This window comes from Microbacterium sp. 67-17 (assembly GCF_001898325.1).
Taxonomy (GTDB): domain Bacteria; phylum Actinomycetota; class Actinomycetes; order Actinomycetales; family Microbacteriaceae; genus Microbacterium; species Microbacterium schleiferi.
Genome location: NZ_MKTR01000016.1, coordinates 94247 through 119184 on the forward strand (window position 1 = coordinate 94247; position 24938 = coordinate 119184).

General features: G+C 67.3%; 21 protein-coding genes, 1 tRNA gene and 1 other RNA gene. 18 read left to right on the forward strand and 5 right to left on the reverse strand.

The window, feature by feature from the left end:
- Positions 1-99: 99 nt before the first annotated feature.
- The 12 genes from BGO47_RS07640 to BGO47_RS07695 all read left to right on the forward strand — a co-directional run bounded on the left by BGO47_RS07640 (position 100) and on the right by BGO47_RS07695 (position 11138).
- Positions 100-1962, forward strand: a complete 1863-nt coding sequence (locus tag BGO47_RS07640) for a hypothetical protein (protein WP_292710145.1) — start codon at positions 100-102, stop codon at positions 1960-1962.
- Between the two features lie 3 nt (positions 1963-1965).
- Complete coding sequence (locus BGO47_RS07645) at positions 1966-4596, forward strand: FtsX-like permease family protein (RefSeq protein WP_292710147.1); 2631 nt, start codon at positions 1966-1968, stop codon at positions 4594-4596.
- 1 nt (position 4597) lies between these two features.
- Entirely contained in the window at positions 4598-5536 is a 939-nt protein-coding gene (locus BGO47_RS07650) for an ABC transporter ATP-binding protein (protein ID WP_292710149.1), read from the forward strand.
- The gene (locus tag BGO47_RS07655; RefSeq protein ID WP_292710151.1) at positions 5529-6251 is read left to right on the forward strand and encodes an ABC transporter ATP-binding protein; all 723 of its coding nucleotides are present in this window, start codon (positions 5529-5531) and stop codon (positions 6249-6251) included. Before BGO47_RS07650 ends, BGO47_RS07655 begins: the two co-directional genes overlap by 8 nt.
- Positions 6252-6325: 74 nt before the next feature.
- Complete coding sequence (locus tag BGO47_RS07660; RefSeq protein WP_292710153.1) at positions 6326-7225, forward strand: DMT family transporter; 900 nt, start codon at positions 6326-6328, stop codon at positions 7223-7225.
- A 61-nt stretch (positions 7226-7286) separates the two neighbouring features.
- Positions 7287-7703: a GNAT family N-acetyltransferase gene (locus BGO47_RS07665; protein ID WP_292710155.1), complete on the forward strand. Its 417-nt coding sequence runs from the start codon at positions 7287-7289 to the stop codon at positions 7701-7703.
- A 43-nt stretch (positions 7704-7746) separates the two neighbouring features.
- On the forward strand, positions 7747-8835 hold the full coding sequence (locus BGO47_RS07670; protein ID WP_292710157.1) for a crosslink repair DNA glycosylase YcaQ family protein: 1089 nt from the start codon (positions 7747-7749) through the stop codon (positions 8833-8835).
- 22 nt (positions 8836-8857) lie between these two features.
- Positions 8858-9205 (forward strand): DUF2200 domain-containing protein, encoded by a 348-nt coding sequence (locus BGO47_RS07675; protein WP_292710159.1) that lies wholly within the window; start codon positions 8858-8860, stop codon positions 9203-9205.
- Entirely contained in the window at positions 9202-9378 is a 177-nt protein-coding gene (locus tag BGO47_RS07680; RefSeq protein WP_292710161.1) for a hypothetical protein, read from the forward strand. Before BGO47_RS07675 ends, BGO47_RS07680 begins: the two co-directional genes overlap by 4 nt.
- The gene (locus BGO47_RS07685; protein WP_292710163.1) at positions 9375-9479 is read left to right on the forward strand and encodes a PLD nuclease N-terminal domain-containing protein; all 105 of its coding nucleotides are present in this window, start codon (positions 9375-9377) and stop codon (positions 9477-9479) included. Before BGO47_RS07680 ends, BGO47_RS07685 begins: the two co-directional genes overlap by 4 nt.
- 178 nt (positions 9480-9657) lie before the next feature.
- On the forward strand, positions 9658-10989 hold the full coding sequence (locus BGO47_RS07690) for an HNH endonuclease signature motif containing protein (RefSeq protein ID WP_292710165.1): 1332 nt from the start codon (positions 9658-9660) through the stop codon (positions 10987-10989).
- Between the two features lie 59 nt (positions 10990-11048).
- A tRNA-Ser gene (locus tag BGO47_RS07695) sits at positions 11049-11138 on the forward strand.
- 194 nt (positions 11139-11332) lie between these two features.
- Here the strand turns inward: BGO47_RS07695 and BGO47_RS07700 are convergent.
- A complete protein-coding gene (locus BGO47_RS07700; RefSeq protein WP_292710167.1) occupies positions 11333-11698 on the reverse strand; it encodes a nuclear transport factor 2 family protein in 366 nt (121 codons plus the stop codon).
- A 450-nt stretch (positions 11699-12148) separates the two neighbouring features.
- Complete coding sequence (locus tag BGO47_RS07705) at positions 12149-12970, reverse strand: MerR family transcriptional regulator (RefSeq protein ID WP_292710169.1); 822 nt, start codon at positions 12968-12970, stop codon at positions 12149-12151.
- Positions 12971-13065: 95 nt separating this feature from the next.
- Between BGO47_RS07705 and BGO47_RS07710 the strand changes: the two genes are divergently transcribed.
- Complete coding sequence (locus BGO47_RS07710; RefSeq protein ID WP_292710171.1) at positions 13066-13188, forward strand: hypothetical protein; 123 nt, start codon at positions 13066-13068, stop codon at positions 13186-13188.
- 54 nt (positions 13189-13242) lie between these two features.
- Here BGO47_RS07710 and BGO47_RS07715 read toward each other — a convergent pair whose 3' ends face one another.
- From BGO47_RS07715 to BGO47_RS07725, 3 genes are read right to left on the reverse strand one after another with little or no spacing between them, the layout of a single operon-like run.
- Positions 13243-15531 (reverse strand): DUF3488 and transglutaminase-like domain-containing protein, encoded by a 2289-nt coding sequence (locus BGO47_RS07715; protein ID WP_292710173.1) that lies wholly within the window; start codon positions 15529-15531, stop codon positions 13243-13245.
- A complete protein-coding gene (locus tag BGO47_RS07720; protein ID WP_292710175.1) occupies positions 15528-16748 on the reverse strand; it encodes a DUF58 domain-containing protein in 1221 nt (406 codons plus the stop codon). The genes BGO47_RS07715 and BGO47_RS07720 overlap by 4 nt, the downstream gene beginning before the upstream one ends.
- Position 16749: 1 nt before the next feature.
- Positions 16750-17763 carry a MoxR family ATPase gene (locus BGO47_RS07725; RefSeq protein ID WP_292710177.1) on the reverse strand — a complete coding sequence of 338 codons (1014 nt, stop codon included), beginning with the start codon at positions 17761-17763 and terminating at the stop codon, positions 16750-16752.
- Between the two features lie 140 nt (positions 17764-17903).
- Here BGO47_RS07725 and ffs point away from each other — a divergent pair.
- From ffs to BGO47_RS07750, 5 genes are all read left to right on the forward strand, one after another.
- An RNA gene (ffs, locus tag BGO47_RS07730) (signal recognition particle sRNA small type) lies at positions 17904-18003 on the forward strand.
- Between the two features lie 50 nt (positions 18004-18053).
- Positions 18054-20237 (forward strand): phosphate acetyltransferase, encoded by a 2184-nt coding sequence (pta, locus tag BGO47_RS07735; protein WP_292710179.1) that lies wholly within the window; start codon positions 18054-18056, stop codon positions 20235-20237.
- Complete coding sequence (locus BGO47_RS07740; RefSeq protein ID WP_292710181.1) at positions 20234-21466, forward strand: acetate kinase; 1233 nt, start codon at positions 20234-20236, stop codon at positions 21464-21466. The genes pta and BGO47_RS07740 overlap by 4 nt, the downstream gene beginning before the upstream one ends.
- A gap of 127 nt (positions 21467-21593) precedes the next feature.
- Entirely contained in the window at positions 21594-22379 is a 786-nt protein-coding gene (locus BGO47_RS07745; protein ID WP_292710182.1) for an HAD-IA family hydrolase, read from the forward strand.
- Positions 22376-24919, forward strand: coding sequence for a glycosyl hydrolase family 65 protein (locus BGO47_RS07750; protein WP_292710184.1), 2544 nt, complete (start codon positions 22376-22378; stop codon positions 24917-24919). The genes BGO47_RS07745 and BGO47_RS07750 overlap by 4 nt, the downstream gene beginning before the upstream one ends.
- Positions 24920-24938 lie beyond the last annotated feature (19 nt).

The following is a 24938-nucleotide window of genomic DNA, read 5'->3' on the forward strand; positions in this document are numbered from 1 at the left end:
CGCGATCCGTGTGCTGACGGGTGGCTGACGCACCGCCGCCCGCCATGTTCTCGCCCCTCGGTCCCTCGGCTAGAGTGCCAGGATGCGGAGCAGGCGCGAGTGAGCGGAGTCATCCGTTTCGCTCTCCGACGCGCCGCAGCCGCGCGCGCGTCGCTTGTCGCACTGGCAGCGTTCGCGGGGCTATCGGGCGCGCTGGTCACCGCGGCGACCGCCGTGGATGCCGCTCGGGCCGGACGCTCCGCAGCGGACGGGCTCACGATCGGCGGGTCAGGCAGTCTCGCCGCGGTCGCGATCGGGATGCTCGCCCTGTCGATCGCCCTGGGGGTGGCGCTCTCAACGGTCGAGGTTGCGCGCTCACGCGTCGGCGAGACGAGATTGCTTCTGGCCCGTGGCGTGGCGCCGCGCTGGCTGGTGACGATGGCCGTTGCCGAAACTGCCGTCGTCACGACAGTGGCAAGCCTTGCCGGTGCTCTCGGCGCGGCTGTGCTCCTGTGGGCGCTGATGTCCGCCGCACCGCAGATCGTGCTGACGGCCACGGGTGTTGCGGTGATCATCGTCGGCACCGCGGGTAGCGCCGGTGCGCTTGCTGGGCGCGAGAGTCCGCCGACGAGGGCGGTCGCGGTTGCCATCGCTACGATCGTTGTCGTCGCCATCCTCACGGGGGTGGCGACCTGGCGCCTCCTGACTTTCGGTGTGGACCCCCTCTCGTTCCTGGCCCCTGCCCTGCTCCTTCTCGTGGTTGTCGCGGCATCGACCGTTCTCGCTCTTGCTGTGCTCCGGATGCTGAGTCGGGCAGCCGCCCGGAGCCGTGGCCTCATCGTCGTCACGGCACTGCGCCGGCTCTCTCGCCGTCCTGGCCGGTCGGCTGCGTCGATGATCGCCGTCGCCATCGCCGTGGGGATGAGCATCGTGGCAGCCTCCTACATCTCCAGCGCTGACCGGCTCGGAGACGGGCCGGAGGCCCTGCGAGTGGGCGCAGACCTTCGCGTCGTAACGATCCCCGACGATGTCGCGCCCTCCGCCATTGCGGACACAGCCCGGGCAGGGGCCGCGATGGGGGGCCGCCAACTGGTTGCGAGCATGCCCTCTACGCGCTCCGATCGTGACCGTGTCCCGATCCTGGCGCTGGAATCCGACAAGCTTTCTCAGGTGATGACGGCGATCCCGGGTGTCATCGATCCGGGCGACTGGTTCGAACGCCTCAGCCGGTTTTCGGATGCTGGACAGATTCCGGCACTGGTGTCGCAAGACGTCGCCGACGACTTGGGGCTCATCGAGGGCGACTCCCTCGCCCTCGATGCCTCCTCACCCTCGCTCACGGCCGACATGGTGATCGCCGGCGTGGTTCCCGTGATCCCAGGGACCCCGGGCTCGCGCGGCTTCGTCGTAGACCTCGCGCGTCTGGCAGTTGTCTCGGGGAAACCGGTCGAGACCAATCAGCTCTGGCTCGCATCCGACGACCCCGGTGCTTCAGCTGCGCTGGTCGAACGGGACTACCCGCAGGTCGTCGTGCTCACACCCGATCCGGCTGTTGCAGCAGACCGCGTCAGGCAGGGATCCGTCCTTGAGGTATCAGCGATCGGGTCCGTCCTCATCGCCCTGACTCTGCTCGTGTTGCGCGGCGGAGTCAGCGGGGTCGAGGCTCGTGAGGCAGCACTGGTGGCCATTGTGGGAGCTGGCAGGCGTGGTGCGGCCACGGTGGTGGCAGTGCAGAACACGACAGCCCTTGTCGTCGGCTTCGTTGCCGGGACCATCGGGGGAGCGGTGACGGCAGTGGCGACGGTGCCCGCGGCGGTGAGGTGGGCATCCGGTAGCCTTCCCGCTGCCTATCCCGTCGGCATTCAGGTTGATGTCCCCGTCCTCCTCGTACTGTTGGCGGTGCTTCTGGTCGGTGGGCTGACCCTTGCCTGGTGGGTGCGTCTTCCGAGAGCGCTCGCGCGACTGGTCCGAGAGGACGAGTGACGGATGCCGTCGGATCGCGTTTCGGTTCTCCGCCTGCTGCGGCGGCGCTTCGGTGTGCCCCGTGGGGCTGCAACGGTCATCGTCGTTCTTGCTGCGATGACGGCGCTGCTCATCTCCGCAGCGCCGCGCATGCTGGTTCAGGTCACCAGGGACGAGGTTGCCCACCAGGTGGGGCAGCTTGCCCCGACAACGCGCGACCTGACTGGGACTGTGTCGGCGGTCGTGCCCGAGGGGGGCCTCGCAGGACTGGAGTCTTCACTATCGAGCGCGCGAGATCAGTGGCCATCGAGCATTCAGGGCCTCGTCGAAGACGGCGAGGTCGCGGTCTACACCGATCCGCTGCGGGCATCGCCGGAGGTCCTCGGGCCGACCTCGCCCTTTGCTGACGTTCAACTTATGGCCGAGCCCGATGCCCTCGCGCACCTGCAGATTGCCGAGGGGACGTGGCCGAGGGCGTGGTCGGGTTCCGGGCCGATCGAGATCGCACTGTCCGCGGGCGCTGCCGCCACCATGGACTGGCCGATCGGAGAGCAGCGCACGATTCCTACCGCGGCCGCGCCGCTCGAGGTGGTGCTGACGGCGACGGTTCGAGCAACCGATCCAGACGATCCGCGCTGGCTTCATCTGCCTACCGTGCTCACGGCATCCGTCTTCGATGACGGGAACCGGCGTCCGGTGGCAGGTTCTGCCGCCTGGATCGATCCCGGGACGTGGGAGACGCTCGACCCGCCTGGGACCGTGATCGCGTGGTACCCGGTCGACACCGTTGGTGCCGCTGACATCGATGTAGCGCAACTGCTTCCGGCGATTCGCGCCATCGTCGCTTCACCGCTGCCGCTGAGCGAGGGGGGCGATCTGCGTGTTTCGCTCGATTCCGGCCTGGTGGCCGCGCTCGGCGTTGCCGTCGGACGGACCGAGGCCACACGCGCAATTCTCGCGGTGGCGGCGGTGGGCCCCGTCGTCGTGGCCTTCTCGCTCGAGGTTCTCGCCGCGGCGCTCATGGTTCGCAGGCGTCGTCAGCAGCTGGCACTGTTGGCTGCACGCGGTGCCGCGCCGTCGCAACTGCGCCGCCTGCTCGCTCTCGAGGGTGCGCTTCTCGGCGTCCCGGCGAGTGTCATCGCGGCGGCGCTCGGTGTACTCCTCGTTCCCGCGGACGCAGGGTGGGTGCCTGTCGTGCTCGCTATCCTCGCGGGTGTAGTTCCGGCCGCGGCGCTCGCTCTCGCACTGCCCCGGAATCTCCTGGCCGTCGGTCGGGAAGACCTGGGTCACGGGCGGCGGACGTTGCCGCTGCTGGCAACGGAGGCTCTCGTGGTCGTGCTCGCCGCGGTAGCCGTGACCGTGTTGCTGGTACGCGGTGCTGGTCCCGGCGCCCTCGATCCCCTCGCGGTGGCCGCGCCGCTGCTGCTGACGGTAGCGCTCGCGTTGGTCGTCGTACGCCTGCATCCGATCCCCCTCACGTTGGCTTTGCGCCTGCAACGGCGTCGCCGGGGAGCGACGGGACTCGTGGGTGCCGCGCGCGCCGTGCGGGAGCCGGTTGCCGGCACGGCGGCAGTGCTCGCGATGCTCGTGGCTGTCGCGATCGCGGTGTTCTCCTCCGTTGTGCTGGCCACTGTCGACCGAGGAGCCGTTGTCGCGGCTCAGCGCACGGTCGGTGCAGACATCCAGATCTCCGGCCCGTACGTGGATGCCGATCGGCTCGAGGCGATTCGGGGGATCGAGGGAATCGCAGCCGTCGCGGGCCTGCTTCGCGGCGATTATCTGCCGGCCACGGGACCGGGCGGCCGCGTCACTGCCGAGGTCATCGCCACTGACGTCACCGCGCTCGCCGCGGTGCAAAACGGGATGGTGGGAGCCTTTCCCGCGGGCGTCGCTGATGCGGAGGTTCCGATGCAGGTCGTGCCCTCGACAGCGGTGACGGCCGATCTGGGTGGAGCCGTCACCGATGTCTCGGGCGTTTCTGCTGTGGGAGCCACATCGATCGCCGAGATCCTTGGCCTCACCGCGTCTTCGGAGTTCGTGGTCGTCGGAGCCGAGGACTACACGACCCTCACCGGCAAGGGCTTCTTTCCCCGGACGATACTGCTCGACCTCGCGCCCGGGTACGACGCCGCTCCCGTGGTCGATCAGGTCGGCCAGATCCTCGGGGGGACATTCTCGGTGAGTCTGCTGGATGCCTCGACCGATGAGATCCGCAGTTCCCCAGCGGTGACGGCTCTGCGGATCGCGTTGCTCAGCGCAGTCGGTATCGCGATTGGGCTCTCGGCTGTCGCCGTCCTGGTCGTGGCAGGCGTGACTCGCGATGCGAGATCCCGCGTCATCGCGCTGCTACGCACGATGGGGATGGGGCGGCGCGCGACGCGCGGCATCGTGGCGTGGGAGTTCGTTCCCCTGGGGGTCACCGCGCTCGTGGCTGGCGGAGCTCTCGGCATCCTGCTGCCTCTTCTGATCGTGTTCTCGATCGACCTGCGCCCGTTCACCGGTGGGGGCGGTCAGCCCTCGCTCTTCATTGATCCCGTCCTGAGCGCTACGCTCGTCGCGATCGTGCTGGCAGCTCTCGCCCTCGCCGTGATCGGCGGCGTGCTGACTGCCCGTGCGACCTCGACGGCGACAGTGCTGCGAACGGGGGAGGACTGAGATGACACCAGCACCCTCGGCTGAAGCCGACATCCGCTGCGAAGGACTCGTACGGATCTTCACCGTCGCCGACATCGAGGTCCAGGCCCTCCAGGGACTTGACCTGTTCGTCGGTCGCGGGGAACTTGTTGCACTCGTCGGAGCCTCGGGTTCAGGCAAGTCGACGCTGCTGGCGATTCTGTCGGGGTTGGATACCCCCACGGCGGGGAAGGCTGTGGTCGCCGGTCGTGACCTGCCGTCGCTGACCACACGCGATCGCGTGGAATACCGGCGCGATGTGGTGGGCTTCGTCTGGCAACAGACAGCGCGGAACCTGCTGCCCTACCTCTCTGCGCTCGAGAACGTCGAGCTGGCCGCCGCTATCGGGAGCAAGCCCCGTGCGAAGGAGCGGGCGCTTCGGATGCTGGACCTCGTCGGGGCTGCCCACCTGGCAGACAGGCACCCGGCAGAGCTTTCCGGTGGGCAGCAGCAGCGCGTCGCGATCGCGGTAGCACTGGTCAATGAGCCTCGGGTACTGCTGGCCGATGAGCCGACCGGCGACCTCGATGAGGGGGCATCGGCGGAGGTTCTTCGTACCTTCGAGCAGGTCAACGCTGAACTGGGAACCACCGCCCTGATCGTGACGCACGACCCCGCGGTCTCGGAGCATGTCCAGCGCACGGTACAGATCCGTGACGGCCGCACCTCGACGGAGGTGCTGCGCTGGACGCATACCGATGATGAAGGACGCGAACACGCGATGGCGGAAGAGTTCGTCGTGCTTGACCGGGTCGGCCGGATGCAACTACCGGCGGACTACCTGACGAACCTGGGTCTGCGAGACCGCGTGCGTCTGCAGCTTCAGGCCGACCATATAGCTGTCCGGCCAGGCCACGAGGGCTCTGCGGTACCGGACTCGGCCGGAGCAGCGACGGGACGAGACGAGGCTGCAGATGAGTGAGCGTTCGGTGGAGCCGGTGGTCACGGCATCCGACATCTCGGTGACCCACCTCACACCGGCTGGCGAGGTGCATGCCCTCGTGCGCGCCTCCCTGGAGCTGTACCCGGGGGAGCTTGTCGTGCTCATCGGACCCTCGGGGGCAGGAAAGACGACCCTCTTGCACGTCCTCGGTGGTATCGAGGCGGCATCGAGCGGGTCAGTTCGCGTCGGACAGACGGTGGTAACGGATGCCCCGGAGCGCGACCTCGACAGGGTGAGGCGCGACGATATCGCGTTCATCTTCCAGTCCTTCGGGCTGCTCGATGCGCTCACCGCCGCCGAGAACGTCGAGATTCCGCTTCGGATCGTCCGGGCTGAACCGGGCGCGCGCGATGAGCGCGTCAGCGCACTCCTGGAGCGGGTCGGTCTGGCTGGCCACGCCGGGCAGCGTCCGGCAGAACTCTCTGGTGGGCAGCGTCAGCGCGTCGCGATCGCGCGGGCCCTGGCGGCATCGCCGCGGGTGCTGCTCGCCGACGAGCCGACAGGCCAACTCGACTCACACACTGCAGAGGCGATGATCGACCTGATCGCCTCGGTCGCGCATGACGACGGCGTCGCTGTGCTGCTCTCCACCCATGATCCATCGATCGTGGCGCGCGCGGATCGGGTACTCGAGATCCACGACGGGGTGCTCACGGAGCGAAGCTTGCTCGCGCCGGCCTCGGCATCCGAATGATCAGCGCCTCTCAGATCCTGGGTTGTCGGATAGCCTGAGCGCCAGGTGACACGACGAGGCACCGGGGGACCCGCATGCAGTTGAGTTCGTTTCCGATCATCGGCATCGCGCTTGCCGTGCTGTCGGCGGCGCTGCTCACTGTCGGAAACCACCTCCAATCGGTCGGGGTCGAACGGGCCAGCGGTGGGGGCTCACGGCGCCTCGGTGTCGCGGGTTTCTGGGCCCTCGCGAGGACGCCCGTTTGGCTCCTCGGGTCTGTGTTGTTCGGGCTGGCCATTCTCGCGCAACTGGCTGCTCTCGCTTTCGCCCCGCTTATCGTCGTCCAGCCGGTGGGAGTGATCGCGCTCGTTTTCGCTTCTGCGCTCACCGCGGTCGTCACGCGCCGCCCGCCTCGCCGCCCCGAAATCGTGGCGATCGCGGTCGCCGTGGTGAGCCTTGCCGCGTTCGTCGGAGTGGCCGCGGCTGTGAGCGTGCAGACAGCGATCACCGATCGCGAGCTCATCCTGATCCTCATCATTCTGCTCGTTGTTCTTGCCGCGACCTTCGCGACTCTTGCGCTGATGCGGCGCCGCGGCATCCCGCCCGTTGCCTATGTCGTGCTCGGCGGGCTGTTCGCGGGATTCGTCGCAACCCTCGGCAAGACCGTCATCCTCCGTGTCCAGACCGCGTGGGCGTCGCAGGACTTCGGGATCGACGACACAAACCTGCTGACGATCGCGTGCCTGATCGGGATCGCTGTGGCCGGCGCGCTGTCGATCTACTTCGTGCAGACAGCCCACACCGTGAGCAACCCGCAGACAGTTGTCGCGGGGCTCACGATCGTCGACCCCTTCGTTGCAGTCATCCTCGGAATCACGGTGCTCGGCGAAGCAGCCGGCGCGCCGCTGTGGAGCTTTGGCGTGTTTGCGGTTGCCGGCGCCGGTGCCATGTGGGCGGTCTGGCGACTGGCCTCGATCACCCGGCCGTCGCGATGATCAGTTCCCGTGTCGCGGGCTGACTAGCGACCGGGCGAGCCGGCTCGGCGAGAATATCCCCATGCCCGCATACGAGTTCTCTGCCGACCCACGCCGCGTCGATCGGGTCACGGTTCATCGCTGGCTGAGTGAATTGTCGTACTGGGCACGCGGGCGCTCGCGCGAGCAGCAGGACGCCGCGATCGAGGGCTCCCGCAACTACGGCGTCTACGACCGCGATACCGGTGAGCAGGTGGGCTACGCGCGAATCGTGACCGATGGCGCGACCTTCGCCTCGCTCTGCGATGTCTTCGTCTCACCCGACGCTCGAGGTCAGGGCATCGGCAAGGCGCTCATGGCCGGGATCGTCGCAGATGTCCAGCCGCTCGGCGTCCGCCGTGTCATGCTCGCCACCGCTGACGCGCACGGACTGTATGCGCAATTCGGATTCGAAGGCCTGCGTGCGGCCGAGAAGTACATGGTTCTCGGCGCCCACTGATACGTCGGGCGCGTGTGTCGGTGCCGGGCGGTACGCTCGCGGCATGCATCGGCTCACTCGGGACGAAGCGCGCCGGATCGCCGTGCGCGCGCAGTTGTTGGATGCCGATCGTCCCGGCGATGTCGTCGAGGTCGCCGAACAACTCGGCAGCATCAAGATCGATCCGACGGCGACGATCGCGCCCGCCGAGCAGACCGCCTTCTGGAGTCGCATCGGATGGGGATATGAGCCGGGTCAGCTGAAGAAGGCCGTCGAAGACGATCGCCTGCTGTTCGAACTCGACGGGCGATTCTTCGCGTCCAGCCTGATGCCCTACATGGTGCCCCTGATGCGTGCCCGGCAGTTGCGTGCCGCTTCCCGCGAGTACCTGGAGGCAAACGCTGCCTTTCGCAATGATGTCCTGGCTCGGCTGCGCGCCGAGGGGCCGCTGCTGGCATCCGAGATTCCCGATACCAGCGTCGTGCAGCGCAGCAACGAGAGCGGCTGGTACGGATCGAATCAGGTGCCACGGATGCTCGAGCTGCTCTCGGTCATCGGCGAGGTGGCCGTGGTCCGACGCGAGAACCGCCAGCGCGTGTGGGACCTTGCCGAGCGGCTCTATGGTCCCGATGACGGGGCCATCACGGCCGAGGAAGCCGAAGAGCGGATGCAGCAGCGGCGCCTTCAGGCTGCGGGGATCGCGCGCCAGAAGTCGCCCTGGAGTGATGTCGGCATGGCGGGGGAGCCGGCGGAGATCGAGGGGAGCGCGTGGAAATGGCGCGTCGACCCCGAGGCGATCGCCGCCCACGATGACGACCCCGGTGGTCGGGTCGCGATCCTCAACCCGTACGACCGGATGCTCTTCGACAGGCCTCGCCTGGCTGAGCTGTTCGACTTCGACTTCGTCCTCGAGCAGTTCAAGCCCAAAGCGCAGCGCGTGTACGGCTACTTCGTGCATCCGATTCTCATCGGCGACCGTTTCTCGGCTCTCCTGGATGCTGAACTCGACAAGAAGAAAGAGAACCTCGTCGTCTCGGCGGTGCACGAACTCATCCCGTTCGATGACGAGGAGCGCGAGATGGTGGATGCCGAAATCCGCGACCTCGGGGAGTGGCTGGGCGTCCCGGTGGTGTTCGCCTCGGGACGCCGGTAGGCCCAGCGCGTACCCTCGGACCATGGCGCACCGGATCTTCACGACGAGCTTCGCTTCCGTCTACCCGCTCTACGTCGCGAAGGCCGAGCGCAAGGGTCGCACGAAGGATGAAGTCGACGAGATCATCCGGTGGCTGACAGGCTTCGACGACGAGGCTCTGGCGCGACACCTCGACGAGCAGACGACGTTCGAGGAGTTCTTCGAGGATGCCGATCTCAATCCGCGTGTCTCGGCGATCACGGGCGTCGTGTGCGGCGTGCGTGTGGAAGAGATCGAGGATCCGCTGATGCAGAAGATCCGCTACCTCGACAAGCTGATCGACGAACTGGCCAAGGGCAAGGCGATGCCGAAGATCCTCCGGCAGGCGTGACGTTGCCGCTCGTCAATCATCTGGGTATCTCGGTCGCCGACGTCGCGGCGACTGCTGACCGATTCGAGCCGGTGCTCACCGAGCTCGGCTACGTTTGCACGGATGCCGGGTCCACAGTGTTCTGGACGAGGCTTGCCCGCTCCGCCCGACAGCTCACCGGAGGCTGGCGTTGATCTGGACGCTTCTGATCCTCTTCGTTCCGGTCGTCGGCCCGGCGCTCTGGCTGACGGCAGGGCGCCGGATGACTCTCGAAACGAGCCACGATCGGCCGTAGCGGAGCTCGGTACCTTCGGGTCGGGGCCTCCGCTCAGTCGCGCCTTGACGCTGGTCGCAAAGCGCGAAAGTCGCGCGAAGGCGCGACTGAAGGGGAGTGTCGGGACACCTCGCGATTCGAGCGTTCTGAGGTGCACCTAGCCAGGATGAATGTCGGAGGTATGTTCTAATGTCGAGGCATGACGAACTCGCTGGCAGGTATCGCCGAGGCGCTGGAAGCGCTCGCTGCTGCAGGCGCTGAACGGTCGCCGGAGTCGTTGACCGCGGCCGAGTTGGTTGCCGTGAACAACGCCTACGGAGCGTTGCGGCGGCGAGTTGACGCAGCCTTCGCGCCCGTTGCCGCCGAGATCGCGCGTCAGTCGCGGCGGGAACTCGGCAAAGAATCGCTTGCCAAGCGTCAGGGATTCGCTTCGCCAGCGGCGCTGATCTCCACCACGACGGGGACCGGCATCGGTGAGGCGCTTCGCATCGTCCAGGTCGGTGAGGCAACCGCGCCGCGGATGACGCTCACGGGTGATCCGCTGCCCGCAAAGCGGCAGTTTGTGGCCGCCTCGATCGCCCGGGGAGACCTTGGGGTGACGCCGGCGGCGGCGATCGTGACCCTTCTCGACCGGCTTTCCCTTCGTGTAGACCCTGCGCGCATCGACGAAGCAGAACGGCAGCTCGTGGAACTTGCGCCCGGAATGCGGCCCGACGAACTCTCGAAGCTGCTGGCGCGCGTCGAGGCGCACCTCGATCCCGATGGTGTCGAACCGCGGCACGAGGATGCCCGGGCGCAGCGCTCTCTCGTCATCCAGGAGCGCGACGGCATGGTGACACTCACGGCAAAACTGGATGCCGAGACCGCGGTGCCCGTGAAGACGGCGATTGAAGCGATGGTGACCCAGGTCTTGCGCCGCAACGAGCATGCATCCACCGACGAGCGCGACCTGCGATCCGTGAAGCAGCTTGCCGCAGACGCGTTGGCGGACCTGTGTCGGCACGGATTGAGCTGCGACCGTGTCCCCACGGGCCCTGCAACCACCGTCGTCGTGCGTATGAGTCTTGAGGAACTGCAGAGCGGAATCGGGGCTGCCACGATCGACGGTCTCGATCAACCGGTTTCGGCAGGAGCCGTCCGCCGGCTCGCGGCCGACGCCCAAGTTATCCCGTGTGTGCTGGGTGGCGAGAGCGAGATTCTCGACTGGGGAAGGCTCAAGCGTTTGTTCACTCCCGCCCAGAAGCTTGCGCTCGCAGGAAGAGACGGCGGATGCATCTTCTGCGGCGCCCCGCCCGGGTGGTGCATTGTTCATCACGCGAAGTGGTGGGAACGAGATACCGGTCCAACCGACCTCGAGAATGGTGTGCTCCTATGCACCGGCTGTCACCATCGCGTTCATGACGACGGGTGGGAGATCGAGATCGACAGCACCGGCCCGGCTGGGCGGGTCTGGCTCATCCCGCCCGCGTGGATCGACCCCGTCCGGACGCCCCGGCTCGCCGGTAGCTCCCGCTTCGCGCTCACAGCGTGAGCGCTTATCCGCTGGTCCGGGCGAGAGAGGCCCATCGGGTACGATGGACAGGCTGTTCTGGTGACGTGTCTGAGCGGCCTAAGGAGCACGATTGGAAGTCGTGTGTGCGTGCAAGCGCACCGTGGGTTCAAATCCCACCGTCACCGCCATGTGTCCTGAGTCGCGTCATCGTTTACGAACGGGTCGCGGCTCAGGGCTTTTTCGTGGGTTCGGGGTATTGACGATGACGCCGCCGTGGCGAACCAGCCGACGGTGACGGTCGCTGCTTCTCGGTCGGCTCGGGTCGAGAGAGGGGCGTGCTTCGCGTACCAGAGCACGCCCCCTCTGCAGGGATGCTTCGCGGTCACGGCGCGATGGTCAACTCCGCGATCTCTCCCTCGCGCACCGTGAACCGGTAGCGCAAATCTGCCGTTCCCCCGGGGAAGTTTCCCTGCAGACGCGCCGAGACCACCCACTGGTCGGGCCCCTCCTGTCGCTGCCCGATCAGTGTGGTCGCGTAGGTGTACTCGGAGGCAGCTTTCGTCAGCCAGTCCCGAATCCGATCGGTGCCCTCGTAGCGGATGCCCTCATCCGTCACCCGGCCATCTGCCGAGAACGTCTGCAGAACGGCGCGCCAGTCGCCGCCGTCGCCGTGCTCCCTCAGGTAGCGCACGATAACCTCGGGAAGGATCGCTGCGTCGTAGGGGTCGACGGTGTGTGTCTCAGCCATGTTTCTGCCTTTCGTTGTCTCTTGATGTGCGCGTCCGCGCCTGCGGCGGAGATCATCGCGGTGCTGTGGGTGTCGCACCAGACCAGCGTTGGGCTTCCCCCAAGGGGAAGGTCAAGAGATCGGATGCACGTGCGCGGCATCCGCCAGAACAGCGACCGGTCGCTGTGGTCTTGCATACGCTTCGATCGATCCCCCGCCGGCGGCGCCCCGACCGACCCGGCGGCGCCCCGACCGACCCGGCGGTGGTGCCGAGCGAGCCGCGCACCACGGTCGAACACGGATACCTTCCCCCGGGTGTTTCCGTCACAGACGACACGTATCCGGGCGTCACCCGACTCAATCCGGCGCTCCTTCGCGCGCTCCGCAACGCGGTCTCGGTCGCATCCTCCGATGGCGTGGTCTTCGGGCGCAGGTCTCCCTGCCGGCTGCGGCGGCTGCCGAGAGTGCAAATCAGTGAGTCACGCGGAAGACGGGCCACTGGATCTCGGTGGTCGTCGTGGGATCTGTGCCGGGGAGGCCCTCGAGGTAGATCTCGCGGGCGGGCGCATCCGTGGCCAGTTGGTGTCGCGCGACATACGTACCGAGGGCGGCATAGGCGCGGGGGACACGATCATCGCTGCCTCTGTGAACGGCGACGGCGACCTCGACGGGTGGCAGAGTCTCGCGCGTGAGACCGCCACCAACAAGATCGTCGGCGATGTCGTCGGCGTTTGTGAGGAACACCGTCGCTCTACCGCGGCCGTCGGCGATGAGTTCGTTGGGCCATACGCCGCCCAGCTGGCTTCCCGCTGAGCCGGGGGCTCGGGCGGCGATGCTCTGTAGCTGGGCGGTAGCCTCGCGGAACCATTGCTCGAGGTCCCCGAGCTCGATCACCTCGCTAAGCGAAAGGACCGCCATGGCCGGTACCGTGCGGAATGTGACGGCGATCTCCGGATCGGGTGGGCTGAGCAATCCGCGAAGCTGCTCGGCGGCCGCCTGTGTCTCCGCGAGTTCCTGCTCGAGGCGCCCGAGATGCGTTGAGAGGAGCGCGGCGCGCGCCGTGATGTCGGGGGCTGCCAGGATCTCCCGGATGGTGGGCACCGGTAATCTCAGTGCCCGCAGGGACCGGATGACCTGAGCGTCGGGGATCTGCTCGGCTGCGTAGAGACGGTAGCCGCTGTGCTCGTCGACCAGGGCAGGCGCGAGGATGCCGTTCTGGTGGTAGAAGCGGAGGGCCTTCGCGCTCAGGCGGACGGCGCGGGAGAAATCGCCGATCGTCATGAGAGAGCTCACTTCTCGATCATCGGAGAGCGCGCCAAGAGTGCGCATCCACCATGCAGAGTCCACGTGCATAGGTTGTGCTTGTCGGAGGTGGTGCGGGGGATGTGATGGCGGTCACGCGGCACGAGCAACCGATCGATGCGCTCGTTGCCGGCGACTCCGTCGGCGCGGCCGACGTCACCTTCGCGATATGGCACATCCTTGCTGCCGAAGGCGAGGAGCCGTGCTAACTCGCACCGGTGCGTGACCGTACTCACCCGGGTCGCGGCTCAAGGCTTATTCGTCTAGCTGCGGGGAAACAGGCCGAGCACCAGTGACCGGGGCGCGACCAGGGCGATCGATCGTCGCGCAGGAGAGGCCGCCAGCATCACCTGGCCGCGAACCTCTCGAGCCGCCTGGGCGAGCGTCCCCCGCTCGGTTCCGCCATCGCCAGGCCGCGGCCTCGGCGCCGTGCCAGCACCGGCGAGTGCATAGGACTCTCGTTCAATAGCCGACACGAGCACAGCCATGGCATCCGCATCAACGCCGTGATGCCGTACGAGCCGGTCCCCGAGCATCCGCGGGGTGTCGCTCCCCGCCACCCGGATGCCGAGATCCGCCGCGGTATCCCGAACAACTGCCCACGCGGCCACCGCATCACCGCGCGCGGCCGAAGCAAGCAGCCGCCGTCGGCGCAGCTCGGCAACGACGCCCGGCGCGGCCAGAAGAGCGAGCATCCCGACCGCGAACGCTCCCCATCCGAACGCCGCAAGGTTGCGTTGCAAGGGAAGGGGAACCGAGGCATTCGGGGTGTCGAGGTTCTCGGAGAGGGCCGATCGCGTGGGCTGCGGGGTTGCCGACGGGGTGGATGACGCGGTCGGTGTGGGGTCAGCCGTGTCGTCCTGTGCGGCATCCGTGGCCGAGCCGAACCGCGTCGCCGTCCCGAGGCTGTTGGTCGGCTCGAATGCGACCCAGCCGATCCCGTCGAAGTACACCTCGGGCCACGCGTGAAGCTGACCGCTGAGTACCGACCGCACGTTCTGCCCGTCGACGACGGTGCTGGTGTTGACGCCGGGCAGGTAGCCGACCACGATCCGCGAGGGCATGTCGAGGGTCCGTGCCATGAGCGCAAATGCCGACGCGAAGTGCACGCAGTACCCGGACTTCACCTCGAGGAACGCCGCCACCGCGTCAGCGCCTGACCCGTCGAACCCCTGCTCGACCGGGGCGTCGAGCGAGTACCGGAAGTCCGATCCGCGGAACCAGGACTGCATCGCGATCAGCGCGTCATAGTCGTTCGTGGTGCCGGCGGTGATCTCTCGCGCGGTCTGGGCGATGATCTCGGGGAGGTTGTCGGGCAGAGCGGATGCCGTGTCCCGAACCCGGTCAGGGTTGGCATCCGCTGCACGGATCTGGTCGAGGGTCGGTTCGGGGACGCGGGTCTCGACGACATACGACTGCCCCTGCGTCGCCCCGTTCTCGCCCACGACCGTCCGGTTCAGCGGCATCACGTTCCACGAACCCGACAGGCCTTCGACTCCCACAGCAGGGAAGGGCACCGGAAGCCAGGATGCGGAGAGGTCGGTGATCTCCACAGTCGTGGAGTAGTCGGCCACCTCGATGCCGGGACCGGTTTCGACATCGCCGAACGCGGCTCCGCCTTCCAAGGGAAGCGACCACGTGCGGTCGGGTTCCCAGACGGCGCCGGTGAACTCGCTGAGCGTTGCCACGCGCAGGTACGGAGGCAGCGGCGCGGTCGAGCGCATCCGCAGGACCTCGATCTGCTCGGGGCGACGCAGATCCTGCCCGAGTGAGAGGGATGCATCGATCCCGGCGGTCCCGCTCCCGGACGCAACCCGGGGGCCTGGCTGGGGGAGGGAGGGAGTGATCAGGAGGGTCGCGACGAGCGCGAGCGCGCCGATACCTGCTGCGACGGCGGAGGCGCCGCTTGCACGACCTCCCCGAGGCTCCCGGCCGCGCGTCTCGGCGCGAAGCATCAGCAGCACGGCTGCTGCCAGTAGCGCGAACGACCACAGGTTGACGGCGCTGGGTACCGCGAGCGCAGGAATCAGCGACACCGTGAACAGTGCGACACCGGCCAGGAGCGGCATCCGCGCTGTCAACGCGATGTGATCCACGGCAATCGTGAACAGGCCGGCCGCCCCGACGACCAAGAAGCTCAACGCCGGAGTGGGGACCATGGGGGCCGCGCTGTAGAAGATCTCCTCGGATGCCGTGACCACGAGGCCCGCTGCCTGATCGACGCTCCCAAAGACCGGGATGATCCCCCACAGAGCGGTCTCTCGCAGGAACACCACTGTGACGACGCCGATCGTCAGCGCCAGCTCCACGGCGCTGATACCGACCGCCGACATCCGGGTGCGGCGGAGCAGGAATCCTGTGGCCATAGTCGCCGCCGACAGCGCGAGGGCTCCCCAGATCCAGGCGCCGGGCGCGATGACTCGCGTTACGGGAAGAAGCGCGGCGACGATCCCGATCATCACACCGACGGTAAGCAGGGCGTCGGAGCGTCCGTTTCGCGTCCCCCGGCGGCGGGCGCTGCGCGCTGCTCGCCATCGTGTCGACAAGCTCATCGCCGCGGACCTTGATCGCGCGCGTCGTCCCACCAGCCGGGCATCTCGGGTCCCACGCGAATGGCCTGAACTCGCCACCCCAACTCCGCTGCGTGGTCGAAGGCGTCAGCGCTGGCGTCGGTGGCCAGCAGGATCGGCAGGGTCGTGTGTGCGCCGATGGGTGCCAGGGCTGCGACATCAGACTCAGAGACGGAGCCGGTGATGATGACGATCGGGCCACTGCCGACCCGAGCGAAGGCGCGCGGCAAATCATGGATGTTGTGCCCGGTGCCCGCGATGATGGTTGCGCAGTCCGCAGCGAACGCGTCGAGGAGCGCCTTTTCGCCCGGTTCGATGGGCTCGTGGAGCGGGGTTCCGTCGCTGTCGAGAACGCTGACGGTGTAGCCGTCGCGCGAGAGTTGCGCGACAGCCGACACGGTTGTGGCAACCGCTGCCTCGAAAGCGGGATCCTGCCCAGGCGCGGTAGCGGCCCCGGCCCCCCAGCGCGCGTCGTCCCGGTCGAGCACGACGACGGCATCCGGTGCCGATTCATTCTCTTCCTGGCGCACCATCAGTCCGTCGTAGTGAGCTGACGCACGCCAGTGGATGCGGCGCATCGAATCCCCCGGCTGATAGGGGCGGGCCAGCAGGTTGTCCACGCCGTGGCCCCGCTGGGTGTGGGTGGCGTGGAGCGCCCCACCCGCTGTCGCCGTCATCGCACGCAGCGCCGTGACCTCGACCTGCGCGGGGGCGACCCTGACCGATTCGGCGGCGACAACCCGCACCGCGCGGCGGGCCAGCCCGAAGGGGTCTTCGGTGACCACCCGCAGCGGGCCGAGAGCGTAGGTGCCACGCGTGGTGGGCGTCACGCTGTAGGTCACCGTCGCGACTCGCTCGGCGCCGCGCCACATCAGATCGCCCTCGAGTTGGCCGATGAAGACCGGATCGGCGTGCTCGTGCCACCGCCCCGATCTGCCCATCATGCGGGTCGGCGGCCGTAGCGTCACCGTGACCGTCGTGGGTTTGCCGACCGTCGCGACGTCAGGGACGATCCGTCTGGGTGTGGCGGTGGGAGCCGCGCGAAACCAGAGCGATGCGAGGCTCCCCGCGCACAGCACCGCCATGAGGACACCGAAGAACATGAGTTCGAGCACGCCGGTCTCGCCCGCGATCACGAACGAGGCGATGGAAAGCGTCAGAGCACCGGTGCCCCGAAGCGTGAATGGCCACCAGCGCATGTCACCGCCGAGAGGCAAGCGGGACGCGGGCGCTGGCGGCGATCTGGTCGAGAGCGCCTGCTACCGCTGCCTCGCCGTGGTTTGCGCCGCCAGCTGCCCGGGTGGCGATCAGGCGGTGGGCGAACACGGCATGCAGCAGGCCGGTGATGTCATCGGGAATGACAAAGGATCGCCCTTCCAGCGCCGCCGCGACCTTGGCGGCTCGCACCAGTTGCAGCGTCGCGCGCGGGCTCGCTCCGAGCTTCAGGTCAGCGTGAGCGCGGGTCGCCTGAGCAAGAGCGACGGTGTACTCCTCGATGGCCGGTGCCACGTGGATGTGCCGCGCCGCCACGATCAACTCCGCCACCTCGTGGGTCGTGACGACCGGTCGCACGGATTCGAGCGGGTTGACGGTCTCGCGCTGGCGCAGCATGAGCGCTTCGGCGCGCGCATCCGGGTACCCCATCGAGATCCGCATCGTGAACCTGTCACGCTGCGCCTCGGGAAGCGCGTAGGTCCCCTCCATCTCGAGCGGGTTCTGGGTGGCAACGACCAGGAACGGATGCGGCACGAGGTGCGTGTGGCCGTCGACGGTGACCTGCCGCTCTTCCATCGCTTCCAGAAGCGCGGACTGCGTCTTCGGGGAGGAGCGGTTGATCTCGTCGGCGATCACGATGTTGGCGAACACCGCTCCGGGCTTGAACTCGAACTCACGATCGATGGGGTTGAAGGCCGAAACGCCGGTGACGTCGCCCGGGAGCAAGTCGGGAGTGAACTGGATGCGTCGCACGGCGGCATCGATGGATGCTGCCAGCGCTCGAGCGAGCATCGTCTTGCCGACGCCGGGCACATCCTCAATGAGGAGGTGCCCCTCGGCAAGCAGGCAGATGAGCGCACTGCGAGCTGCCTCCGGCTTACCGTCGATCACGGAAGTGATAGCCCCGAGGATCGCGTCGGTGACCTCGGCGAATCGCTCCACGGCAACCGGCGGGCTTCCCGGGGCGACCTGATCCTCGCCGATGACGCTCTCGGTCATACCGCCCCCTCCGCCTGTGGGCGCGCCGCCTCGTCGGATACGCGGCGCCTCGTCGGTCGTTGCACAATCGTAACCTTGGCCGGTGGGCGCGGCTCTGGGAGGACGCCGCGAATCCCGGCCAGGGCGAATGGTTAGACTAGGGGAAGCTCTCCGCGCGGCGGCATCCAGGCCAACTCCCCCAGGACGGAAACGTAGCAAGGGTAACCAGGCTCTGCCGGGTGCGCGGAGAGTCTTACTTTTATCCGGCACCTCGCCTGCGCCGCTCCCGGGCTCGCGCCTAGGCTGAACACGTGGCGCAGAGCATCTTCATCACCTCGGCAGAAGGTCACTCCGGAAAGTCCACCATCGCCCTGGGCGTGCTCGATGCACTGAGTCATGCCACACCGCGCGTTGGTGTGTTCCGAGCCATCGCTCGGTCGACTGTCGAACCCGACTACGTGCTCGAGATGCTTCTCGCCCACGACGGTGTCGACCTTCCCTACGAGGACTGCATCGGGGTGACATACGACGAGGTGCGCGCGGACCCCGACGCCGCCCTCGGCAAGATCGTGGAGCGCTACAAGGCAGTCGAGGCGCAGTGTGACGCTGTCGTGATCGTGGGGAGCGACTATACGGATGTCGGATCCCCCGCGGAACTCGGCTACAACGCCCGCATCGCGGCGAACCTCGGCGCGCCGGTTCTGCTCGTCATGAGTGGTCGGACCGGCGAAGCGGAAAAGCTCGGGTCGTCGCCCGCGCGCACTCCTGAGGAGATCGGGCAGATCACCGCCCTCGCGTTGGCGGAGCTCGCGCATGGCCGGGCAGGGCTGCTCGCGGTGGTCGTCAACCGTGCCGAACCGGATCGCATCGACGATGTCGTCGGGACGGTGCGCGAGCTCGTCGATCACGCGCGCGAGCCCGAGCACGTGGCATCCGACGGTGTCGTGCCGGTGTGGGCGATCCCCGAGGACACGTTCCTCGTGGCCCCCACGATGCGCGAAGTCATGGCGGCGATCGATGGAACCCTGATCAAGGGTGACGCGGAACTTCTCTCACGCGAGGTCCTCGGTGTCGTGATCGCGGGGATGTCGATGGTCAATGTGCTTCCGCGGCTGAGCGAAAGCTCCATCGTCATGATCCCGGCCGACCGCACCGAAGTACTGCTGGCGACGCTGCTTGCTCACTCCTCGGGCACGTTCCCCTCGATCTCAGGCATCCTGCTCAACGGACCCTTCCCCCTGCCGGAGCAGATCGACAGGCTGATGGATGGCGTCGCCTCGAACCTCCCGGTCATCGCAACCGACGAGGGCACATTCGAGACCGCCGTCAAGGTCATCAACACGCGCGGGCGTTTCGCGGCGGCATCCCAGCGGCGCTATGACACGGCACTGTCGATGTTCGAGCAGCACGTCGACACCGCGGTTCTGAGCAGATCGCTGGGTCTTGCCCGCTCGACAGTGGTCACCCCGCTCATGTTCGAGTACCAGCTGGTGGAGCGGTCCCGCTCGGATCGGCGCCGGATCGTTCTGCCCGAGGGAAGCGACGATCGTGTCATCCGTGCCGCGGCCACAGTTCTTGCGCGCGGCATCGCGGACCTCGTGATCCTTGGCGATGAGGGTGAGATCCGGACGCGGGCTGCGGAGCTCGGCGTCGACCTGTCTGCGGCGCAAATCATCAGCCCCTTCGACCCCGCCTACGTCGAGCAGTTCGCGCAGGAGTACGCGCGCTTGCGGGCCCACAAGGGGATCTCGCTCGATCAGGCAGCCGACACCGTAACCGACGTGTCCTACTTCGGGACGCTGATGGTCCACCTCGGCCTGGCCGATGGCATGGTCTCGGGGGCCGCGCACACGACGGCCCACACGATCCGTCCGGCGTTCGAGATCATCAAGACCAAGCCGGGTGTGTCTGTCGTCTCGAGCGTTTTCCTGATGGCTCTGGCCGACCGGGTGCTTGTCTACGGCGACTGCGCCGTGATTCCCGACCCCACAGCCGAGCAACTCGCTGACATCGCAATCTCGTCTGCAGCGACAGCCTCCCAATTCGGGATCGACCCCCGCGTCGCGATGCTGTCGTACTCGACAGGGGAGTCGGGGTCGGGGGCGGATGTCGAGAAGGTGCGCGCAGCAACCGCCTTCGTTCGCGACCGGGCACCAGAGCTGCTCGTCGAGGGTCCCATCCAGTACGACGCAGCGGCCGACGCGGCAGTTGCCGCAGCGAAGATGCCCGGATCCCAGGTCGCCGGTCGAGCCACGGTGTTCGTCTTCCCCGACCTCAACACGGGGAACAACACCTATAAGGCAGTTCAGCGCTCAGCAGGTGCCGTCGCGATCGGACCCGTGCTGCAGGGCCTGAACAAGCCCATCAACGATCTGTCGCGCGGCGCCCTCGTCGACGACATCGTCAACACCATCGCGATCACCGCGATTCAGGCTCAAGCGGATGCCGACACCCCGGCTCCGGCATCCACTGAGAAGGAAGGGACCACCGCATGAGCGTCGTCCTCGTCGTCAACAGCGGTTCGTCGTCATTCAAGTACCAGCTGATCGACATGGACAACGAAGCGGTGCTCGCCTCGGGCCTCGTGGAGCGGATCGGCCAAGACAACGGTCACTCGCGCCACACCGTTACTGCGGCGGACTTTGCCGCTGACGAGCCAGCGCCGACCTTCGTGAGCGCGACCTCCGAGCGCGATCTGCCGATTCCCGACCACACCGCAGGCTTCCAGGTGATGCTCGATGCCTTCGCGGCGCAGGGTCCGTCCCTGGACGCGAACCCGCCGGTGGCGGTCGGGCACCGCGTCGTGCACGGTGGGGCGCGCTTCTTCGAGCCGACGCTGGTCACCCCGCTCGTGCTCATCAATATCGAAGACCTCTCGGTCCTCGCGCCCCTCCACAACCCGGGGGCGGTCCAGGGCATCCGTGCTGCGCAGGAAGCTTTCGACGCGATTCCCCACGTCGCCGTCTTCGACACCGCGTTCCACCAAACGCTTGCCCCCGCCGCCTACACGTATGCGATCGACCGCGAACTTGCCGAGCAGCATCGCCTGCGCCGGTACGGGTTCCACGGCACCTCGCACAAGTTCGTGAGCGAAGCAGCAGCGGCCTTCCTCGGCCGTCCGCTCGGAGACCTCAAGCAGATCGTGTTCCATCTCGGGAACGGGGCTTCGGTCACCGCGATCGATGGCGGTCGGTCGGTGGACACCTCCATGGGGCTCACGCCGTTGGAGGGCCTGGTCATGGGCACCCGCTCGGGCGACGTTGACCCGGCCATCGTCTTCCAGCTCGCGCGGCGCGCAGGTTTGTCCATCGACGACCTCGACGACCTGCTCAACAAGCGTTCGGGGCTGCTCGGGCTTGCGGGAGCCTCCGACATGCGCGACATCGAACAGCGTTATGAGGATGGTGATGAGGCTGCGACACTCGCCTTCGATGTCTACATCCATCGCCTCCGCACCTACGCCGGTGCGTATCTCGCGCAGCTCGGCGGTGTGGATGTCATCTCCTTCACCGCCGGCGTCGGTGAAAACTCGCCCATCATTCGTGCGGCAGCCCTCGAAACCCTCGGCTTTGCGGGAGTGGAGATCGACCCGGAGCGCAACGAGCGGCGGGAGCGCGGCATCCGTCGTATCTCGACCGACGCCTCGGCGGTGAGCGTCCTGGTCGTACCGACCAATGAAGAACTCGAGATCGCTCGGCAAACTCTCGGCGTCGCGCAGGGCTGAGCGCCCGCAAACCAGCATTGCGGCAGGGTCGAACTACTACGCTTGCACCACGGCGTCAGCCGTACCCGACCTGTTGCCATGGCTCGCGCCAACGCTTTCGACATCGCCACCCGCCGGGAGGATTCCTGTGGCCGACGCTCTTCCCGATCTCACCGCCTACGACGCGGTGCTCTTCGATCTGGACGGGGTACTGACACCGACCGCCGAGGTGCACATGCACGCGTGGCAGTCGATGTTCCAGGAGCTCTTCGCGGCGTGGAACATCACGCCCGAGTACACCGAGCGCGACTACTTCGAGCACCTCGACGGCAAGAAGCGCTACGACGGAGTCGCGAGTCTCCTGTGGAGCCGTGATGTCGAAGTGCCCTGGGGCGACCCGAGCGATTCCCCTGAGCTCGACACCGTCTGCGGCATCGGCAACCGCAAGAACGCCGTCTTCGAGAGCGTGCTGCGAAGCGAAGGAATCGCGCCGTATCCGGGCTCGCTCGCGCTACTGGAGGTGCTGCGGGATGCCGGTACCCGGATCGCGGTGGTCTCGAGTTCCAAGAACGCCCGGGAAGTGCTCACGGCCGCCGGGATCATCGATCGCTTCGAGGTGATCATGGACGGCGTCATCGCCGAACGGGACGGGCTGGCCTCCAAGCCAGCCCCCGACGTGTTCGTCGAGGCAGCTGCCATGCTCGGCGTCGAGCCGGCATCCAGCGCGGCTGTCGAAGACGCCCTGTCAGGTGTCCGCTCTGCGGCTGCTGGCGGATTCGCGCTCGTGGTCGGCGTTGACCGTGGCGTCGGAGCCGAGATTCTGCGCGACGCTGGCGCACACGTGGTGGTCTCCGACCTGGCCGAGTTTCTCGACGGCAACGGTGCCGGCATCCCGACTGCTGCTCTCGCACCCGAACCGGAGGAGTCCGCGTGATCGATCGTGATCGCTATCCCATCGACCCATGGCGGCTCATCGAGACGAGCTATTCGCATGACGAGGTCGGGGTATCCGAGACGCTGTTCGCTGTCGGCAACGGCTACCTGGGCTTGCGCGGCAACAGTCCGGAGGGTCGCTTCGCACACGAGCACGGCACCTTCATCAACGGCTTCCACGAAGTGTTCCCGATCCGGCACGCCGAGCAGGCGTACGGGTTCGCCGAGGTCGGCCAGACGATCATCAACGCCCCCGATGCCAAGATCATGCGGGTCTACGTCGATGACGAGCCGCTGTCGCTCGACATCGCCGATGTGCGCGAGTACGAGCGCGTCCTCGACATGCGTGACGGCGTCATGCGTCGCCGGATTCTCTGGGTCACGCCCTCGGGCAAAGAGGTTCTGATCGAAGACGAACGGCTGGTGTCGTTCGAGGAGAAGCACCTCGCGATCCTGCGCCAGACCGTCACGGTCCTCAACGCTGATGCCCCCGTCACGATCAGCTGTCAGATCATCAACCGGCAAGACGGCGAGGATGTCTACGGCGGCACTCCCGTCGCGCCCAAGAAGGCGGGCTTCGATCCTCGCCGGGCCGAGCGAATCCACCAGCGCGTGCTCCAACCAGAGGAGTACTGGCAGGACGGGGCGCGATCGGCCCTCGCTTACAAGGCCACCGAATCGGAGATGACGATCGCGGTCGTCGCCGACCACATCATCACCACCGACAACGAGTACGACCCGCGGCGCCTGATCGAACCTGACATCGCCAAGAACGTCTTCCGGGTACGGGCGAAGGCCGGCGTGCCGGTCACCGTCACCAAGCTCGTGAGCTACCACACCTCGCGCGGTGTCCCCGCCCGGGAACTTGTCGATCGGTGTCGGAGGACCCTCGATCGCGCCGAGGCCGAGGGCGTCGACGCCTTCTTCAGGGGCCAGCGCGAATGGCTGGATGCGTTCTGGGAACGCTCGGACGTACGGATCGGTGGCCACGACGACCTGCAGCAGGCGACACGCTGGTGCCTCTTCCAGCTCGCCCAGGCTGCAGCACGGGCCGACGGGCTCGGCGTGCCCGCGAAGGGTGTCTCGGGGTCGGGATACTCGGGCCACTACTTTTGGGACACCGAGATCTATGTCCTGCCGTTCCTGGCGTACACGACGCCGCAATGGGCGCGCAACGCGTTGCGGATGCGGTACCTGATGCTTCCCGCCGCGCGCAGGCGCGCGCGCCAGCTCAACGAGGCCGGCGTGCTGTTTCCCTGGCGCACGATCAACGGTGAAGAGGCCTCGGCCTACTACGCCGCTGGCACCGCGCAGTACCACATCAACGCCGACGTGAGTTTTGCCCTCGCGAAGTACGTGCGGGCAACCGGTGACACCGAGTTCCTCTACCGCGAGGGCGTCGACATCGCCGTCGAGACAGCTCGGATGTGGGCGAGTCTCGGCTTCTGGCGCGAGACGGAACTCGACTCCGAGCGCTCCTTCCACATCCACGGTGTGACGGGGCCCGACGAGTACACGACAGTCGTCAACGACAACCTCTTCACAAACGTGATGGCCCGCTTCAACCTGCGGTTCGCTGCCCACACGCTGCGTGACATGGCCCTGGACGCTCCGGAGGAATACCGCCTCATGGTGGATCGCCTGGGCCTGGGCGAGCACGAGATCGAGGCGTGGGAAGCTGCGGCCGAGGCGATGAACATTCCGTTCAGCGATGCCTTCGGCATCCACCCGCAAGATGCGGTCTTCCTCGAGAAAGAAGTCTGGGACCTCGAGAACACCTCGCCCGACCAGCGGCCTCTGCTGCTGCACTTCCACCCGCTCGTGATCTACCGGTACCAGGTGCTGAAGCAGGCGGATGTCGTGCTGGCCCTGTACTTGCAGGGCAATCACTTCACCGCTGAAGAGAAGCTCGCCGACTTCGAGTACTACGACCCGCTGACCACGGGGGATTCGACGCTGTCGGCGGTCGTTCAGGCGATCCTCGCGGCGGAGGTCGGCTACCAGGACCTCGCCCTGAAGTACTTCCTCGAGTCGATCTACGTCGATCTCGGCGACCTGCACCACAACGCGGCGGACGGCGTCCACGTCGCGTCGGCGGGCGGCGTCTGGACCGCGCTGGTGAGTGGATTCGGCGGTATGCGCGACCACTTCGGCGAGCTGAGCTTCGACCCCCGGCTTCCTGCCGACTGGCCCGAGCTCTCGTTCACTCTGCACTGGCAGGCCACGCGGCTTCAGGTCACGATCGCCCGAGACCGCATGTGGATCGCTGCGGGGCCGGGGGAGGCCGTGGAGTTCTCGGTGCGGGGCGCACGATACGTCGTCGAGCCCGAGCAGGAGTTGATGATTCCGCTTGCCGACCAGGGCCCGGTGATTCCCGGGCGGCCCTCGATTCGCCAGTTCGCGGATGTCACCCGCGACGACGGGTCGCTGCTGTCGGCATCCGTGCCGGTCGTCACGACCTCGATCCCGATCGTGGGGTCGCCGGAGACGTTCGAGAGCGTGCCGGAGCAGCTGCCGCAGGCCGCTGACCCGATGTCGTGACCACGCCCTAGGCTGGATG